This is a genomic window from Vibrio sp. YT-19(2023), assembly GCF_033337395.1.
In genome coordinates this window covers 78,651-96,313 of record NZ_JAWOQN010000015.1, presented here as the reverse complement: position 1 = coordinate 96,313, position 17,663 = coordinate 78,651, and the positions used below count along the sequence as shown (strand labels likewise).

Annotated in this window: 16 protein-coding genes; 13 read left to right on the top strand and 3 right to left on the bottom strand. The window is 44.6% G+C overall.

Translation table 11 applies throughout. The annotated features are described in order from the left end of the window. The first annotated feature begins 11 nt into the window (after positions 1-11). The 5 genes from R7E78_RS13105 (at position 12) to tatC (ending at position 3,799) form a co-directional block, all read left to right on the top strand. Positions 12-647, top strand: coding sequence for an SCP2 domain-containing protein (locus tag R7E78_RS13105; protein WP_005379213.1), 636 nt, complete (start codon positions 12-14; stop codon positions 645-647). After that, complete coding sequence (gene ubiB / locus R7E78_RS13100; RefSeq protein WP_005379226.1) at positions 644-2,278, top strand: ubiquinone biosynthesis regulatory protein kinase UbiB; 1,635 nt, start codon at positions 644-646, stop codon at positions 2,276-2,278. The genes R7E78_RS13105 and ubiB overlap by 4 nt, the downstream gene beginning before the upstream one ends. A gap of 52 nt (positions 2,279-2,330) precedes the next feature. After that, the gene (tatA, locus tag R7E78_RS13095) at positions 2,331-2,576 is read left to right on the top strand and encodes a Sec-independent protein translocase subunit TatA (protein ID WP_005382958.1); all 246 of its coding nucleotides are present in this window, start codon (positions 2,331-2,333) and stop codon (positions 2,574-2,576) included. A 3-nt stretch (positions 2,577-2,579) separates the two neighbouring features. Then, a complete protein-coding gene (gene tatB / locus R7E78_RS13090; protein ID WP_017635021.1) occupies positions 2,580-2,978 on the top strand; it encodes a Sec-independent protein translocase protein TatB in 399 nt (132 codons plus the stop codon). A gap of 68 nt (positions 2,979-3,046) precedes the next feature. After that, the gene (tatC, locus tag R7E78_RS13085; RefSeq protein WP_005379234.1) at positions 3,047-3,799 is read left to right on the top strand and encodes a twin-arginine translocase subunit TatC; all 753 of its coding nucleotides are present in this window, start codon (positions 3,047-3,049) and stop codon (positions 3,797-3,799) included. A 462-nt stretch (positions 3,800-4,261) separates the two neighbouring features. Here tatC and R7E78_RS13080 read toward each other — a convergent pair whose 3' ends face one another. Beyond that, complete coding sequence (locus R7E78_RS13080) at positions 4,262-5,023, bottom strand: TatD family hydrolase (protein ID WP_154204922.1); 762 nt, start codon at positions 5,021-5,023, stop codon at positions 4,262-4,264. 184 nt (positions 5,024-5,207) lie between these two features. Here R7E78_RS13080 and hemB point away from each other — a divergent pair, with 184 nt between their 5' ends. The 3 genes from hemB to polA all read left to right on the top strand — a co-directional run bounded on the left by hemB (position 5,208) and on the right by polA (position 10,237). Continuing rightward, positions 5,208-6,269 (top strand): porphobilinogen synthase, encoded by a 1,062-nt coding sequence (hemB, locus tag R7E78_RS13075; RefSeq protein WP_225473548.1) that lies wholly within the window; start codon positions 5,208-5,210, stop codon positions 6,267-6,269. 127 nt (positions 6,270-6,396) lie between these two features. Next, entirely contained in the window at positions 6,397-6,831 is a 435-nt protein-coding gene (locus R7E78_RS13070) for a GNAT family N-acetyltransferase (RefSeq protein WP_005379245.1), read from the top strand. A gap of 619 nt (positions 6,832-7,450) precedes the next feature. Beyond that, positions 7,451-10,237 carry a DNA polymerase I gene (gene polA, locus R7E78_RS13065; RefSeq protein WP_213964346.1) on the top strand — a complete coding sequence of 929 codons (2,787 nt, stop codon included), beginning with the start codon at positions 7,451-7,453 and terminating at the stop codon, positions 10,235-10,237. A 747-nt stretch (positions 10,238-10,984) separates the two neighbouring features. Here polA and yihA read toward each other — a convergent pair. Beyond that, positions 10,985-11,644 (bottom strand): ribosome biogenesis GTP-binding protein YihA/YsxC, encoded by a 660-nt coding sequence (gene yihA / locus R7E78_RS13060; RefSeq protein WP_064353516.1) that lies wholly within the window; start codon positions 11,642-11,644, stop codon positions 10,985-10,987. Positions 11,645-11,803: 159 nt separating this feature from the next. Between yihA and R7E78_RS13055 the strand changes: the two genes are divergently transcribed. The 5 genes from R7E78_RS13055 to hemN all read left to right on the top strand — a co-directional run bounded on the left by R7E78_RS13055 (position 11,804) and on the right by hemN (position 16,512). Continuing rightward, the gene (locus R7E78_RS13055; protein ID WP_005379248.1) at positions 11,804-12,421 is read left to right on the top strand and encodes a c-type cytochrome; all 618 of its coding nucleotides are present in this window, start codon (positions 11,804-11,806) and stop codon (positions 12,419-12,421) included. Positions 12,422-13,259: 838 nt separating this feature from the next. Continuing rightward, complete coding sequence (locus R7E78_RS13050) at positions 13,260-13,898, top strand: class I SAM-dependent methyltransferase (RefSeq protein WP_225473505.1); 639 nt, start codon at positions 13,260-13,262, stop codon at positions 13,896-13,898. Next, positions 13,898-14,440, top strand: a complete 543-nt coding sequence (gene yihI / locus R7E78_RS13045) for a Der GTPase-activating protein YihI (protein ID WP_005379252.1) — start codon at positions 13,898-13,900, stop codon at positions 14,438-14,440. Before R7E78_RS13050 ends, yihI begins: the two co-directional genes overlap by 1 nt. Positions 14,441-14,447: 7 nt before the next feature. Then, positions 14,448-14,936 carry a DUF2489 domain-containing protein gene (locus R7E78_RS13040; RefSeq protein ID WP_005379254.1) on the top strand — a complete coding sequence of 163 codons (489 nt, stop codon included), beginning with the start codon at positions 14,448-14,450 and terminating at the stop codon, positions 14,934-14,936. 184 nt (positions 14,937-15,120) lie between these two features. Beyond that, positions 15,121-16,512 (top strand): oxygen-independent coproporphyrinogen III oxidase, encoded by a 1,392-nt coding sequence (hemN, locus tag R7E78_RS13035; RefSeq protein ID WP_225473507.1) that lies wholly within the window; start codon positions 15,121-15,123, stop codon positions 16,510-16,512. Positions 16,513-16,581: 69 nt separating this feature from the next. On the opposite strand, the gene add is transcribed toward hemN, so the two are convergent. Beyond that, the gene (add, locus tag R7E78_RS13030) at positions 16,582-17,586 is read right to left on the bottom strand and encodes an adenosine deaminase (protein WP_005382965.1); all 1,005 of its coding nucleotides are present in this window, start codon (positions 17,584-17,586) and stop codon (positions 16,582-16,584) included. Between the last annotated feature and the right edge of the window lie 77 nt (positions 17,587-17,663).

Genomic DNA, 17,663 nt, shown 5'->3' with positions numbered 1-17,663 from the left:
GGGTTAACGGCATGCCATTTGAACCACTTATCACCGCTGTGATTGAAACGTCACTGAATACACTGATCAAAGACGACCCTGCATTGGGCCGTCGTTTAGCGCGTCTAAAAGGTCAAGTTATTCAAGTTCACCTGAAAGAGATCAATAAAACACTGACATTCGTTTTTAGTCAGCAAATTGATGTGCTCGGTCATTACGAAGGGCAGCCTAACTGCTATCTATCGCTCAACTTGAGTGTGTTACCAGAGCTGCGCGATCAGGCCAACATCACTCGTCTTATTAAACAAGATAAACTTGAACTCGAAGGCGATATTCAATTGGCGCAGAAATTCTCTCAGTTGATGGTGGATTGCAAACCAGATGTTGAAGAGTGGTTGTCTCGCGTGACTGGCGATGTCGCCGCACATACCTTTGTGCAAGGTTCAAAAAACATCGGCAACTTTCTTGCGTCTCAAGCAGAAAAACACCAGCGTCATCTTGCGCAAGTAGTGACTGAAGAATGGAAACTGGCTCCCGCTCCGTTAGAAGTGGCCTATTTCTGCGACCAAGTTGATGAGGTTCGCAGCCAGGCTTCTCGCATTGAAGCTCGTTTAACGGCTTTGCTGAATAAGCTGGATGCAGATAAGCCTGCATTGGAGAAACCATGACGCCAGCAGAACTAAAGCGCTTATACCACATCGCCAAAGTACAACTGGAATACGGCTTAGATGAGCTGCTTCCCGATCACCAACTGACCAAAGCTCCGCTTTTACTGCGCAAAAGCTTGTTTTGGATTAAGAACAAGCACCCAGAAAAACCACTCGGTGAACGTCTGCGTTTAGCACTGCAAGAGCTGGGGCCGGTTTGGATTAAGTTCGGTCAGATGATGTCGACGCGCCGTGACTTATTTCCTCCGCATATCGCTGATCCCCTAGCTTTACTTCAAGACCAAGTCGCGCCTTTTGATGGCGAGTTGGCAAAAAAGCAGATGGAGCAAGCATTAGGTGGTCCGTTAGAAAAATGGTTTACCGAGTTTGATATTAAGCCTCTCGCGTCTGCGTCGATTGCTCAGGTACATACTGCGCGCATAAAAGACACTAACCAAGAAGTGGTATTAAAGGTTATCCGCCCAGATATTCGCCCAGTCATTGATTCAGATCTAAAACTGATGCACCGAATGGCGCGTATAGTCGCCGGAGCGATGCCTGAAGCACGTCGTTTAAAACCAGTTGAAGTCGTGCGTGAGTACGAGAAAACCCTGCTTGATGAACTCGACTTGCGACGTGAGGCGGCGAATGCCATTCAGTTGCGCCGCAACTTTGAGGGCAGCGAAGAATTGTATGTTCCTGAAGTTTTTCCCGACTTCAGTAATGAAACTGTCATGGTTTCTGAGCGAATATATGGCATTCAAGTCTCTGATATTGAAGGCTTGAAAGCAAATGGCACCAATATGAAATTGCTCGCGGAACGCGGTGTGAGTGTGTTCTTCACTCAGGTGTTCCGAGACAGCTTTTTCCATGCCGATATGCATCCGGGTAATGTGTTCGTCAAACCCGAACATCCAGAGAACCCAATGTGGATAGGGCTAGATTGCGGAATCGTTGGTACACTTAATAGCGAAGACAAGCGTTATCTGGCGGAAAACTTCCTGGCGTTTTTCAATCGTGACTACCGCCGAGTGGCGGAGTTACATGTGGATTCAGGGTGGGTGCCTGCGGATACCAATGTCGATGAGTTTGAGTTCGCGATTCGCATTGTGTGTGAGCCTATTTTTGCTAAGCCATTGTGCGAAATCTCCTTTGGTCATGTGTTGTTGAATTTGTTCAACACGGCACGTCGATTCAATATGGAGGTTCAGCCACAACTTGTACTGTTGCAAAAAACGCTGTTGTACGTGGAAGGGCTTGGTAGGCAGCTATATCCTCAACTTGATTTGTGGGAGACCGCAAAACCATTCCTGGAAGAATGGATGATGAATCAAGTTGGGCCGCAAGCTCTAGTGAATGCGATTAAAGACCGCGCACCATTTTGGGCAGAGAAATTACCTGAACTGCCAGAGCTACTTTACGATAGCCTGAAACAAGGTAAAGCGATGAATCAACGTATGGATCAGCTTTATCAAGGGTATCGCCAGAGCAAGCGCCAGCAGGCGACAGGAAAGTTTTTGTTTGGCGTTGGCGCGACTTTAGTCGTATGCTCGGCAATATTGGTGAACGATGCTTTTGAGCAGCTTTCGTTGGCCTGCGGTATCGCAGGTGTCACATTTTGGCTGCTTAGTTGGCGAGCTTATCGTCAATAGACGTTAAACTCTTGAAATATTTTTGTTTGTTTAAAGACCCGAGGTAAAGAGAATGGGTGGTATCAGTGTTTGGCAACTTCTAATCATTGCTGTAATTGTTGTATTGCTATTCGGAACAAAGAAACTACGCGGTATCGGTGGCGATCTGGGTGGTGCCGTTAAGGGCTTCAAAAAAGCGATGAGCGAAGATGAACCTGCGAAAAATGACAAAGACGCAGACTTCGAACCAAAAAGTCTAGAAGAGCAGCAGAAAAAAGAAGCTGCTCCTGAAACGAAAAAAGACAAAGAGCAGGCGTAAAACGTGTTTGATATCGGTTTTTGGGAACTGGTATTAATATCTGTTGTTGGTCTGGTCGTTCTTGGGCCGGAGCGTTTGCCTCATGCTATTCGCAGCGTGTCTCGCTTTATCGGTGCCGCTAAGAGTATGGCAAATAGCGTCAAAGACGAATTGTCACACGAGCTGAAAGTCCAAGAGCTGCAAGAAAACTTGCGCAAAGCAGAACAAATGGGGATGGATGATTTGTCCCCTGAGTTGAAATCTTCAGTTGAAGAGTTGAAGAAGGCAGCGCAATCTGTAAATCGTCCTTACGCAAAGAACACCGATTCAGAGGCTGAGCCTGTAAAAACAGAGCCAGCAGTCGAAGAGGCCGTGAAAGCGCAAGAGAGCAAGGTTACAGCGGCAGATAAGAAAGCCGAATAGTCTCATTAGGAGGAGCTACTAGTGATTGGTAGCTCCTTTTTGATCTGGTTTTTAATAAGAGGTTTGCCATGTCTACCGTCGAGCAGACACAACCTTTAATTAGTCATTTGTTGGAGCTTCGCAACCGACTACTGCGTTCAATCCTCGCAGTGTTGGTCGTGTTTGTTGGACTAATTTATTTCTCTAACCACATTTACGAGTTTGTTTCCGCACCTTTAGTAGAGCGTCTACCTGAAGGCGCGACCATGATTGCTACGGATGTAGCGTCACCTTTTTTTACGCCACTTAAGCTGACGTTAATTGCTTCGGTATTTATTGCGGTGCCGTTTATCTTGTATCAAGTGTGGGCATTTGTAGCGCCAGGTTTGTACAAGCATGAACGTCGATTGATCATGCCATTGCTGTTCTCTAGTTCGCTATTGTTCTACTGTGGAGTGGCATTTGCCTACTTCGTGGTATTTCCATTGGTGTTTGGCTTCTTTACCGCCATCTCTCTTGGTGGAGTAGAGTTTGCAACTGATATCTCGAGTTATCTCGACTTTGTGCTGGCGCTATTTATGGCGTTTGGTATCGCATTCGAGGTGCCTGTTGCGATTATTTTGTTGTGTTGGACTGGGGCCACTACACCAGAAGATTTAAGACAGAAACGTCCTTATATTATAGTGGCTGCGTTTGTCGTAGGTATGGTGTTAACGCCACCAGACATGATCTCGCAAACCTTACTCGCTATTCCGATGTGTTTATTGTTTGAAGTCGGTTTGTTCTTCGCGCGTTTTTATACTCGTCGAAGCGAAGAAGTAGAAGCGGAAACCGAAGAATAAGGCTAATCTAGATGTGAAAAGCGGCTCAATTGAGCCGCTTTTTTTTTTGCGGTTGGTTTTTTCTTGGGCTAATTACTTAACTTTCATGACGTAACCACATTTTGTGCATACGTATACTTCCTTGATGCCCAGCAGCTTTTGAAAAAAACTGCGCGGTACGCGTTGTAAGTAAGCACCATGTGTACACACTTCAACTTCCATATTCATGCTGTTTTACATTTGTGCTAATTAATGGGCGTAAATCAGTATAGAAAAATAATGTGTCGAGTTGTCGACAGTTTTGCAAAGCGGACGAAGTAAAGTGACGATATGAGAAGTAAGTAGAGTTGCTAGTTAATTATTATGTTTATCAATAATTTTGTATGGATTGTTCTACTATTTCAACGGGTTGAATCGTTCATTCAATAGTTTAGGTGATAAAAAAGCGACGTTGATTTCGTCGCTTTTTTCAATTCTCGTGAATTAAATATTAAACAGCGTTTTGGCATTCTCAGTCGTTATGGCATCGATGGTTGCGATGTCGACATCACGCAAGTCGGCAACACGTTGTGCAACGAGAGAAGTGTAGGCTGGTTCATTACGTTTACCACGGTGTGGCACCGGCGCTAAATATGGACAGTCGGTTTCTAAAATGACCCACTGCATATCCAAATGTGGAATGACTTTATCCATCCCGCCATTCTTAAAGGTTGATACGCCACCTAAGCCTAAGTGGAAGCCTAGCTCATTGATTGCTTGCGCTTCTTCTAAGCTGCCTCCAAAACAGTGGAATACACCACGCAGACGACCATCTTGCTCTTGTCGCAGCAAAGTGAGTGTTTCTTCAATCGAATCACGAGTGTGGATAACGACCGGTAAATCCATCTCTTTTGCCCAGTTAAGTTGAGCTACGAACGCCATTTCTTGCTCAGCGCGATAGGTTTTGTCCCAATACAGGTCGATACCAATTTCGCCCACCGCAATAAACTTGTGTTTCTCAAACCAGCCGCGGATGACTTCCAATGTTTGCTCAACGTTGTTATCCACATAGCAAGGATGGAGTCCCATCATTGAGTGGCACACGTCTGGATACGCCGCTTCGGTTTGTAGCATGGGCTCAATCGAGTCCAGATCGATGTTTGGCAACAGGATTTTATTAATGCCTTGCGTTAAGGCGCGTTGTACTACTTCATCGCGGTCGTTATCAAATTCGCTAGCATAGATGTGCGCGTGGGTATCGATCATCGTTACTCTCTGTGCTTCATGGTTGGTTTCGTATTCGAAGTATACTTGAGTGTGAGTGCTGGGTCATTTTCAGTTTTTTTCATTACCTTTTTCCAGATTGTCACTCGCAACATGCATCAAGAGTGATATGATTTTGTTCACCAGATGATTTGATCATCATAACCGTCCAGACAAGGAGAAAATGGTGTCTGTATCAATTCAAGGTCCATTCCCTGCACGCCGTATGCGTCGTTTACGTAAGCACGATTTTAGTCGTCGTTTGATGGCTGAGAACCAACTTTCTGTTAATGATCTGATTTACCCAATGTTCATTCTTATGGGTAAAGATCGTCGTGAGAGCGTGGAGTCCATGCCGGGTGTAGAGCGTTTGTCGATTGATTTAATGCTAGAAGAAGCACAATACCTTGCAAATCTAGGCGTTCCAGCAATCGCGCTTTTCCCTGTCGTAAACCAAGACGCTAAAAGCTTATGTGCTACTGAAGCCTACAACCCAGAAGGTTTGGTTCAGCGAGCAGTACGAGCGCTTAAAGAACACATTCCTCAAATTGGTGTAATCACAGACGTGGCACTTGACCCATTCACGACACATGGCCAAGACGGCATCATCGATGAAGATGGCTACGTAATGAATGATGAAACCACAGAAGTATTGGTTAAGCAGGCTTTGTCTCATGCAGAAGCGGGAGCTGACGTAGTCGCGCCTTCAGACATGATGGATGGCCGAATTGGTAAGATCCGCGAAGCATTAGAAAGCGCGGGCTACATTCATACTCAAATCATGGCTTACTCGGCTAAGTACGCATCGAACTACTACGGACCATTCCGTGATGCGGTTGGCTCTTCTTCAAATCTAAAAGGCGGCAACAAGAAAAACTACCAAATGGACCCAGCAAACATTGATGAAGCGATTCACGAAGTGGCGCTAGACATCAATGAAGGTGCGGACATGGTGATGGTTAAACCTGGTATGCCATACTTAGATGTAGTTCGCCGAGTAAAAACTGAACTTCAAGTACCGACATTTGCTTATCAAGTCTCTGGCGAGTACGCGATGCATAAAGCGGCGATCATGAATGGCTGGCTCAAAGAGCGTGAAATTGTGATGGAATCACTATTGTGCTTCAAACGTGCAGGTGCAGATGGCATCTTAACGTACTTTGCGAAAGACGTTGCTGAGTGGTTGGCAGAAGAGAATGCACAAACTGCTCAACACCTAAATCGTACTCCGGAAGCGACAGAAGAGTAATTATCGCTCAGTGAGAAATACCAGACCAACAAGAGTTGTTCGTCTGTATATACCCAAGTAACCTCAGGCGGATTACAACAGTAACAATCCAAGGTGCTTGGGTATTTTTATTTTGGAGAAGAGAACAATGACAATGCTGATTCGTGAAGGCACATTGGAAGAAGCACTTCAAGTTGTGGCGCGTGTTACCGAGTTTTCGAAAGGAGAAACGGTAGACTCCATGACTCAACGTTTAGAAGAGAAAAACAGTTTAATCCTCGTTGCAGAAAAAAATGGCACGATTGTCGGCTTCAAAATAGGTTACGAATTAGAGGATGGTGTTTTCTATAGCTGGTTAGGTGGTGTTGTCCCTGAAGCTCGAAATGAAGGCGTGGCACAACTGCTTTTGGAAGCTCAAGAGGATTGGGTGGCAGAACAAGGCTACAACACATTAAAAGTGAAATCTCGAAACCAGTTTCCGGCTATGCTTCGCTTGTTATTAAGAAATGGCTATATAATTGAAAAGTTTGAAGAAAAAGTAAATCTTCGAGAATCTCGAGTGCATTTCATTAAAGCAATGTGAAAATAAATGAGATTTTTTCTCATTTAACTGTTGACTACGAAATGAGAATCATTATTATTAAACCTGTCTTAGGGAATGAGGAAAGTTCACAAGGACGTTGAGTGACTTATTAACAGAAGTTAATTAACTGAAAGTTGAGAAGTGATGAAACATTTTTCCGAGAACTTGCACGAATTCTTTTTGACACGACATTGCTCACATTGCTTCCAGTGTAATTTATAGCTTCTTGGTTAAGCTGCTCTATTTACAGAATTTGCTTTACCACTTCTGCTAGGCGACCCCATTCGGGTCGCTTTTTTCTTTTCTACGATTTCTATTTGACGTCACTATTAATATCTTTTCCACATGCGATGATCATTTTAGGATCGTTGATCTTCTCGCCGTTGTGCGAATTTGTTATTATAAATCAATGGTTTGAGTCGATGTTTTCTTGTGTTTTTTGTTATTGGATAACCAGTGGATAATTTCTATAAACAGAGTTATCCACAGGGGTTGGTGTTTTCGTGAATAAAGTCGGAAAAATTTACGCGACCTAGATCGAGCGAACAAGATAGATTCGGATCAGCAGTCATGGCATCCTAGGCAGATCTCTCAAGTACTGAATTGGATACAGACAATTATGGCAAGTATTCCTGAAAATCCGTTGATCCTTATCGACGGCTCTTCTTACCTATATCGCGCTTTTCACGCCTACCCGGGCACCATGAGCAATGGTGAAATTCCAACTAATGCCGTTTACGGCGTCGTGAACATGTTACGCAGCATGATGCGTCAGTTTGCGTCTGAGCGCATCGCGGTGGTTTTCGATGCAAAGGGAAAAACCTTTCGTGATGATATGTATGCAGAATACAAAGCTAATCGTCCGCCAATGCCGGATGACCTGCGTTGTCAAATTGAACCATTACACAATGTTATTCGTGCAATGGGTTTGCCGCTGATCTGTGTTCCTGGCGTCGAGGCGGATGACGTCATCGGTACGTTAGCATACCAAGCATCACAAAAGGGCATGCCTGTATTGATCAGTACTGGTGATAAAGACATGGCGCAGCTAGTGGATGATAACATTACCTTGATCAACACCATGACGAACGTCGTAATGGATCGTGAAGGTGTGGTTGAAAAGTTTGGCATTCCACCTGAGTTGATCATCGACTACTTAGCACTGATGGGCGATAAAGTAGATAACATTCCTGGTGTACCGGGTGTCGGTGATAAAACAGCGACCGCACTACTGCAAGGTATTGGTGGTCTGACGAAGTTGTATGAAAACCTCGATGATATTGCAGGGCTTGGTTTCCGTGGTTCTAAAACCATGGCGAAAAAGCTCATCGACAACAAAGAAAATGCCATGCTTTCGTATGAGCTCGCGACCATCAAATTGGATGTTGAGCTTGAGGAAACGCCAGAATCATTGCTGAAAGCGGAACCAAATAAAGACGAATTAGTGAAGCTGTATGGCCAACTGACGTTTAAATCTTGGTTGAATGAACTACTTGAAGGCGGTTCTGGATCTGTGGAGGCCGTAGAGCTTGCAGGATCTTCACAAGCTTCTTCTTCTCAAGCCGAGATGGAAACTTCTGCGGTAACAATCGATCGCAGCCAATATGAAACAATTCTGGATAAAGAAACCTTCAATGCTTGGCTAGATAAACTTCAAACGGCTGAGCTGTTTGCATTTGATACGGAGACCGATAACCTAGATTACATGCTAGCGAATCTAGTTGGTTTGTCATTCGCTGTCGATGAAGGTATTGCGGCTTATGTGCCAGTTGCACATGACTATTTAGATGCGCCTGAACAGCTTGATCGTGATTGGGTACTAGAACAGCTGAAGCCAATTCTTGAAGATGCAGCGAAAGCAAAAGTCGGTCAAAACTTAAAGTATGATGCGTCTGTACTCGCTCGTTACGACATTGAGCTAAAAGGTATCAAGCACGACACGATGTTGGAATCGTATATCTACAACAGTGTCGGCGGTAAACACGATATGGACAGCTTGGCGCTTCGCTTCCTACAGCACAGCTGCATTTCTTTTGAGCAAATTGCAGGTAAAGGCAAAAATCAGCTTATGTTTAACCAAATCGAACTGGAACAAGCATCGCCATACGCGGCAGAAGATGCGGATGTGACCCTTCGTCTGCACAATCGCTTGTTTGCTAATATCGAGCAGGATGAAAGCCTGAAGACAGTTTACGAAGAGATTGAAATGCCGTTAGTGCCAGTTCTTTCGCGCATTGAACGCACTGGGGTCTTTATTGATGAAATGAAGCTAAGTGCGCAGTCGGTCGAGATTACCGCTCGCCTTGATGAGCTTGAAAAGAAAGCGTACGAAATTGCTGAGCAAGAGTTTAATATGAACTCTCCAAAGCAATTACAAGCCATCCTATTTGAAAAAATGGGTTTACCGGTTGTGAAGAAAACGCCATCAGGCACACCATCGACGAATGAAGAAGTTCTGCAAGAACTCGCGCTAGACTACCCGCTACCAAAACTGATTTTGGAATACCGTGGTTTGGCGAAGCTAAAATCAACTTACACCGACAAACTGCCGAAGATGATCAACCCATCGACGGGACGTGTGCATACTTCTTACCACCAAGCAGTGACTGCAACGGGTCGTCTATCTTCTACTGATCCGAACTTACAGAACATTCCAATTCGTAACGAAGCTGGCCGTCGTATTCGTCAAGCGTTTGTCGCGCCATCAGGGCATAAAATCTTAGCGGTCGACTACTCGCAAATCGAACTACGCATCATGGCGCACCTTTCTGGCGACCAAGCGTTGTTGGATGCATTCCGTGATGGCAAAGATATCCACGCGGCAACCGCAGCAGAAATCATGGGTGTTTCTATTGAAGACGTTTCAAGTGAGCAACGTCGTCGTGCGAAAGCGGTTAATTTCGGTCTTATTTACGGCATGAGTGCGTTTGGTTTGGCGAAGCAATTAGGCATTCCTCGTGGTGAGGCTCAAGCGTACATGGATACATACTTTGAACGTTACCCAGGCGTGATGCAGTACATGGAAGACACACGCAGCACGGCAGCAGATAAAGGGTATGTTGAAACGATTTTTGGTCGACGTTTGCATTTACCAGAAATCAAATCGCGCAACGGGATGCGTCGTAAAGCTGCTGAACGTGCGGCAATCAACGCACCAATGCAAGGTACGGCTGCGGACATCATTAAGAAAGCGATGCTGTTGGTTGATCAGTGGATTCAGGAAGAAGGCAATGGTCGTGTGAAGTTATTAATGCAAGTACACGATGAATTGGTCTTTGAAGTTGAAGAGTCATCATTGTCCGAAATTGAAAGTAAAGTACAGAAATTGATGGAATCTGCAGCAGAGCTAAAAGTACCGTTGGTTGCAGAAGCAGGTCATGGTGATAACTGGGATCAAGCTCATTAGTCATTTTTAGACCAAAATAACCAATTAATTATGAGCCAGCGCACAAACGCTGGCTTTTTTTTGAGATTAAAAAAGCTAGCGCAAAGTTAACTTTGATGTTGCTTAATAAAAGTTTCATGAAAAAAAACTACAAAAATTCTTTGCAATTCTGACCAATTGTTGTACATTAATACTCGTAGGGTACAGAGGTAAGATGTTCTATCTTTCAGACCTTTTGTTTCACGTTATTGGATTAGGCTGATTCAGCCGCCCCAGTCAGTTTTTGACTGGGGCGTTTTTTATTGGGCGAAAGAAAATTATTCTTTTGGATCAGTAGCTTAAAGTAAGCCTTCAAAAACCTTCTTTTTTGACCTTTCTAAGTCACTGCAAAATCTCGATTTTTCCTTCAAATTTATTGCGTTATTCATCCTGTAAATTTACGCCAGTCACACTATTATTTTTTCTTGAAGGAAACTAAGTTACATCTTTTTGAAGCTTTGCTTGGCTTAACTGTCTGAATTGTAATGCTATTGGGTGTTTTTGGAGTGAATGTTTGGTGATAAACAGGAAACAAGAGCGCTTTTTAACCTATTGAAATCGAATCTCAGTTCAGCAATGCTTCGTCACATAACAATAATTACCAATTTTTCTCTCCCGTTATCCCTGCCAGGAAGGCGGGGATTTTTATTGCCTGTTATTTAGTTCAGATAAACAAAAGCCCCACCAAATGGCAGGGCCGTGTCGAAGAAATTTAACAAATATTGTTAATTATTCTTCATCGCTCGCTGGTGTCTCTTGTTCGTCTTCTTCTATCAGGTGCGCTAGTGCTGGTGCAAACCAGGTATCCAGTTTTGCACGTAGCTGATCGACACCTAATCCTTTAAGTGAGGAGAACACATCAACAGAAACGTCACCACCGAAAGTTTCTACTTGCTTACGAACTTTCAGTAGAGTTTGTTTGCGTGCACCACTTTTTAGTTTATCTGCTTTGGTTAGCAAAACTTGCACAGGAATGTGGCTATCGATGGCCCAGAAAATCATTTGTTGGTCGAGATCTTTCATTGGATGACGAATGTCCATTAGAACCACTAAGCCTTTTAGGCACTCGCGTTTCTGTAGGTATTCACCCAAAGATTTCTGCCATTTGTTTTTCATTTCTACCGGTACTTGAGCAAAACCGTATCCAGGTAGATCGACAATGTGACAACCTTCTTCTACTTTGAAAAGGTTGATTAATTGCGTACGACCAGGTGTCTTTGATGTCTTGGCTAAGCTTTTTTGATTAGTTAGACGGTTAAGTGCACTCGATTTACCAGCGTTTGAGCGTCCTGCAAACGCAATTTCGACACCTTCGTCTTCCGGCAGGTGACGAATATCGGGTGCGCTGGTGATGAAATGCGTATTTTGGTAATGAATTTTTACGCTCACTGTTAACTCCATCTCGACTTTGTGTAGTCGATTGATTACTTTTTTGTGAAAATGTGTAAAATAACCGTGCTCGGCATAAGGTCGCCTATTGTACCATGAGTGTACGCGGTATGTTCACATTCCGTGGTACTGGAAGCTTGATAATTATAATGGAATGTCATGAAGAAATTAGCGCTAATTTTGAGTCTTTTAGCCAGTTGCTCAGTATGGGCCCAAGGTAATATTGAGGCTGGTAAAGCAAAATCACAAACCTGTGTCGCCTGTCACGGAGCAGATGGCAACAGTGCAATAACAACGTACCCGAAACTCGCAGGCCAACACGCTAAGTATCTTGAGAAGCAGTTAAAAGAACTTAAGCTAGGCATGACAAGTGGTGGTAAACAAGGTCGTTACGATCCTGTAATGAGTGGTATGGCAATGCCACTGAGCGATGAAGATATCGCAGACCTATCTGCTTACTACGCTTCGCTACCAGTTTCAGAAAACTCAACACCTGAAGATGTAGTAGCAAAAGGCAAAACGCTTTATACCGCTGGTGATGCCGAGCGTGGCCTAACCGCATGTATTGCATGTCATGGTCCTCGTGGCAATGGTACTGAGCTTTCAGGTTTCCCGAAAATTTCTGGTCAGCATGCTGACTACATCAAAGCTCAGCTAGAAAAATTCCGTGATGGCGACCGTGGTAATGATATGAATGCCATGATGCGCGACATCGCGAAGAAAATGACAGACGAAGATATCGAAGTGCTGTCTAAATACGTTGGCGGTCTGCACTAATATACCTAAATCGCTCAAGATCCTGCATCTTGAGCTGGTTGGGTAGATGTCCCTACATCGTTCGAGCAACTTGTACAAAAATGCCCTAGTGAATCCACTAGGGCATTTTTGTTCGTGACAGATATCACAGTCGAGTTTGGATGCGAAAGCGATAGTTGGCTCGGCAGTTTGTGAGACATTTGCCATACTTGATGTTGGCTTTTTCTTGTTAGTGTTTTTAAGTTTTTGATTAAATGATAATTTTGATTTTTTAGAAAAATAGGCGGATTATTTTTTCAACCCATTACTTGTGAGCATAACGGGATGGCGTAAAGTAGAAGTCGTTCACAGGGAGTGAATGTAAGGATTTAAGACCACGGTTTAGGTCTCCAAGGATGTAGCTCGGATGCTTGGTGATTTAGAAAGGGATTTAGATAGGTAGGGAGCCTATCAGATAAGGATGGTCATCTCGTCTGACGGTTAAGACAGTGAAACGGATCAGGCACAGGAAGTTGCTCAGTAGACAGGAAGTAAACGGATAGCCAAAACTCATCAGGAAGATGAAAAACAACTCTTTTTGGCAGGGAAAGCTCTAAAAACAAAGGGATCATTGGTGCACCAAATGTGTGCAACACAGTTTCGCCAATTGATGGCACTTAGAAAGCGACAGTCTGACTGTCGCTTTTTTTATATCCGTTGACTTGCTCAGTCGTAACTTGAATTGAGATTACTGCACTTATTTAGCTTTATAGGTTGTAAACAAAGTTTTTTAACAAAAATTGCTGAAAAAATACTCAACAACACTCCAATCCGAGTTCACTTTCTGGTATGTTTCGCATCCCTGTTTGAGGAAGTCAGCATGCATACCTGTCCTTTATGCCAAAATCAGCGCACTCACCATTATTTTGAAGATAAGCGTCGTGAATATCTTCAATGTGAGCAGTGCAGCTTGGTATTCGTAAATCCAGACCAACGTTTGGATGCGGAAAGCGAAAAAGCTCACTATGATTTGCATGAGAACAACCCCGATGATTTGGGTTACCGACGCTTTTTGTCGCGTATTGCTGACCCGATCACAGAGCGAATTTCTCCACAATCAAATGGTATCGACTTTGGTTGTGGTCCTGGCCCAACGCTCTCCTTGATGCTGGAAGAGGCTGGGCACAACATGGCGTTGTACGATCTCTATTACCACTCTGATACGTCGGTTTTAGAAAAAACGTACGACTTCATGACAGCAACAGAGGTGATAGAGCACCTCTACCACCCAGATTTGGTGTGGAAGCAATGGTTGAATTTAGTTAAGCCAGGGGGCTGGATAGGCCTGATGACGAAAATGGTCATCGACGTGGAGGCTTTCAAATCATGGCATTATAAGAACGATCTCACTCACGTAGTGTTCTTTAGTCGTGACACGTTCCAGTTCCTAGCAGAGCGGGATAAGCTCGAACTCGAATTTATTGGTAATGATGTAATTTTACTGAGGAAACCCCAGTAATGAGCCGTAGTAAAAAATCTAGAAAACCGGGTGCCGCTGGTGCACCTGAGTTTGTTGTAACTCGTAACCGTACAGAATCTGATGTGGAAGGCCGCTTACGCAAGCGTGCTAAAAAGCGTAAAGGTCTGAAAACGGGTAACCGTAACTCAGAAGTTAACGAGCAGAAAAAGCAAGCTGCTGCACAAAATCGCGACCCGCGCTTAGGCAGCAAAAAGAAAATACCTCTGATTGTTGAACCTGCGAAGAAAATGACGAAGCAAGAGCGTCGTTTGTCGGCAGAGCAAGAACTAGAGATGCTAGAAAATGACGCGCAATTGAACGTGTTGCTAGACCGTATTGAAGCGGGTGAAAACCTGGGCACAGGTCTACAGAAATTCGTCGATGAGAAACTCGATCGCATTGAGAAGCTAATGGACCAACTAGGCTTGTTGGAACCTGAAGAAGAGGAAGACTTCACTGCACCTGCTGAGAAAAGCACGCGCAACGATGATGACTTGCTGGCAGATTTCGACGACATTAATTTCGACGACTATAAAGGATAATTAAGCTATGAATGTAACCTTATTAGCTATTGCTGGTGTTGTGATTATCATCGCACTCGCTTCTTATGCAGGTTACCTTCTGCTTCAATTGAAAAAGCAAAAGGAATTGCAGCTGAAGCATCAAAAATTGGCGATAGACAAACGTAACGCCAACATTTTTGAGAATGTGCATACCTTGTGTCAGGCGGGCATTCAAGGCCAGTGCGATTTATCTGAAATCAGTATCCGTGTGTATAACATCATGGATTATGTACAAGGTGAAGACCGCGTTGATTTCGATAAAACGTACCCTGCGATTTCTGAGCTTTACCACATCGTGAAAGATATGGCGCGTGGCGAAGAACGCCAACAACTTGCCAAGAAAGAGCGTATGCAACAGAACTTGACGCGTCATAAAGCGGAAAGCCGCCTCACTGATGCGATTATTGAGGAGCTCAAAGTGTTGCAGAAAAACGTCCAGCCACTGAATAATCAAATCAATATTCAGATGATTTAAGCGCGACCCCCAATAGTCTCCTTATGGCTAATGGGGGTATCGTGATCACGCTAGCACTTCTTTAGTTTTATACTTAAAAAGCCAGTCGGTGTTGCCACGCTTGTCATCGTCGTATGGCAAAATAGCGGCTCTGAATATCGGGTGACGGCTTTCGTTGCCCTAGCATTTAACGGAAAGTACCACCATGTCGAATCAACACACTGAATTGAAACAGCAAATAGTCTGGGATCAAGCGGTATTGGATAAGTACAACTATTCCGGGCCTCGTTATACGTCGTACCCAACGGCGCTGGAGTTTCATGAAGCGTTCACCATTTCTGATTATGATATGGCATGCACTCAATACCCAGAACGCCCATTATCGCTGTACGTACACATTCCGTTCTGTCACAAGCTTTGTTACTACTGTGGATGTAATAAAGTCATTACGCGCCACTCGCACAAAGCGGATGAATACCTCGACGTGCTTGAACACGAAATTCGTCAACGTGCTGCATTACTTGTTGGTCGCACCGTGACGCAATTGCATTTTGGTGGTGGTACACCGACGTTTCTCTCTGAAAAGCAAATCACGCGTGTAATGAGCCTGCTACGCCAAGAGTTTACTTTTAGTAGCGATGCTGAAATCAGTATCGAGGTTGACCCGCGTGAAATCGAGCTGATCATGCTGGATCATCTGCGTAGTGAAGGCTTCAATCGCTTGAGCATCGGTGTTCAGGACTTCAACAAAGAAGTGCAAAAACTGGTGAATCGTGAGCAAGATGAAGAGTTCATCGTTGCGATGGTTGCGCGCGCAAAAGAGTTAGGCTTTCGTTCGACGAACCTAGATTTGATTTACGGTTTACCGAAGCAGACCAAAGAATCTTTTGCCAAGACTCTAGAACAAGTGCTAGAGATGCAGCCGGGCCGTCTATCCGTGTTTAACTACGCGCACATGCCACAGCTATTTGCAGCGCAGCGTAAGATTAAAGACGAAGACCTGCCAAAGGCAGAAGAGAAGATGGCGATTCTGCAAGACACCATCGCGACACTGACCGGTGCTGGCTACCAATTTATCGGTATGGACCACTTTGCTTTGCCGGACGATGAACTTGCTGTTGCCCAGCGCGAAGGTATTTTGCATCGCAATTTCCAAGGCTACACCACACAAGGTGAATGTGACTTGGTTGGCTTTGGTGTTTCTGCAATCTCGATGATCGGCGATGCGTACGCGCAAAACCAGAAAGAGCTGAAGAAATACTACGCTCAAGTCAACGAACTTCGTCACGCTCTATGGAAAGGGGTCTCGCTGGACTCTGATGATTTGCTCCGTCGCGAAGTGATTAAGCAGCTGATTTGTAACTTCAAATTAGACAAGAAAGCCATTGAGTCTGAGTTTAAAGTGAGGTTTGAACAGTACTTTAAAGAAGATTTGCAGCTACTTCAGACCTTTATTAACGATGAGCTGGTGGAAGTGGATGATAATGAAATTCGTGTGACGCTGCGAGGTCGTTTGTTGATCCGTAATATTTGTATGAGCTTCGATAAATACCTACGAGCAAAGGCACGTCAGCAACAGTTCTCTCGTGTGATTTAATCAGAGATACAGATTCAAGATATAAAAAATGCCAGCAGATGCTGGCATTTTTTTATGTTTTCGCTGGATTTAAGCGCGATCTTTTACTTTTTCTCTCAGTTCCGATTTTTCTGCTTCTGAAAGGAACGCAATCTCAAGGCCATTGATTTGCGCTTGGCGAATCTGGTCTTGGCTCAGGCCAGCGGCTGGTGCCGCTACTTCGTATTCGTATGGCAGTTCGATGCCTTCAACCGCTGGATCGTCAGTGTTCAGACACGCAAGAACGCCATGCTCTAGGAACTGCTTGAGAGGGTGGTTTTCTAGCGTTTCTACCGTACTTGTTTGGTAGTTTGACGTCAGGCAAGATTCAATACCAATGCGGTTTTCTGCTAGGTAATCCATCAGTTTTGGATCGTGAATCGCTTTTACACCGTGACCGATACGAGTTGCGCCCAGCTCATTAATTGCTTGCCACATGCTCTCTGCACCTGCTGCTTCACCAGCATGGACCGTTACCCCAAGGCCAGCATCGCGTACTTGCTTGAAGTGAGACACAAAGCGATCACCCGGTTGGCCTAGCTCGTCACCCGCAAGGTCGACGGCAACGATGTGATCTTTCTGGCTCAGAATGCCGTCCAGTTCTTGTTGACATGCGTCAGTACCAAATGTACGACTCATGATACCGATCAGGTTGGCTTTCACGCCAAAATCGCGCATACCCGCTTGCACACCGTCCACGACGGCTTCAACAACCCCCGCTACTGGTAGTTTGTGTTTCATCGCCATGTAGTAAGGAGAGAAACGCAGCTCTGCGTAATCGATTTGTGCGTTTAGCGCGTCTTCTACGTTTTCGTACGCGACACGACGACACGCATCTAGATCGCCCAGTACAGCAACACCCCAGTCGAGCTTAGAAAGGAAAGCAACAAGAGAGGGTTCCGCTTCGACAATTTGAACGTGAGGAGTGAGAGACTCAATATCGTACGCTGGTAGGGCAATGCCAAACTTTTGGCCTAGCTCAAGAATCGTTTTAGTACGAATGTTACCGTCGAGGTGACGGTGCAAATCAGTAAGAGGAAGGTTCTTCGTTATCATTTTGTCGATCCGGATAGTTATGAACTGGAACAGGGCCCAAACATCATCTGTGACAATACATGGGTAAGATTTGCAGT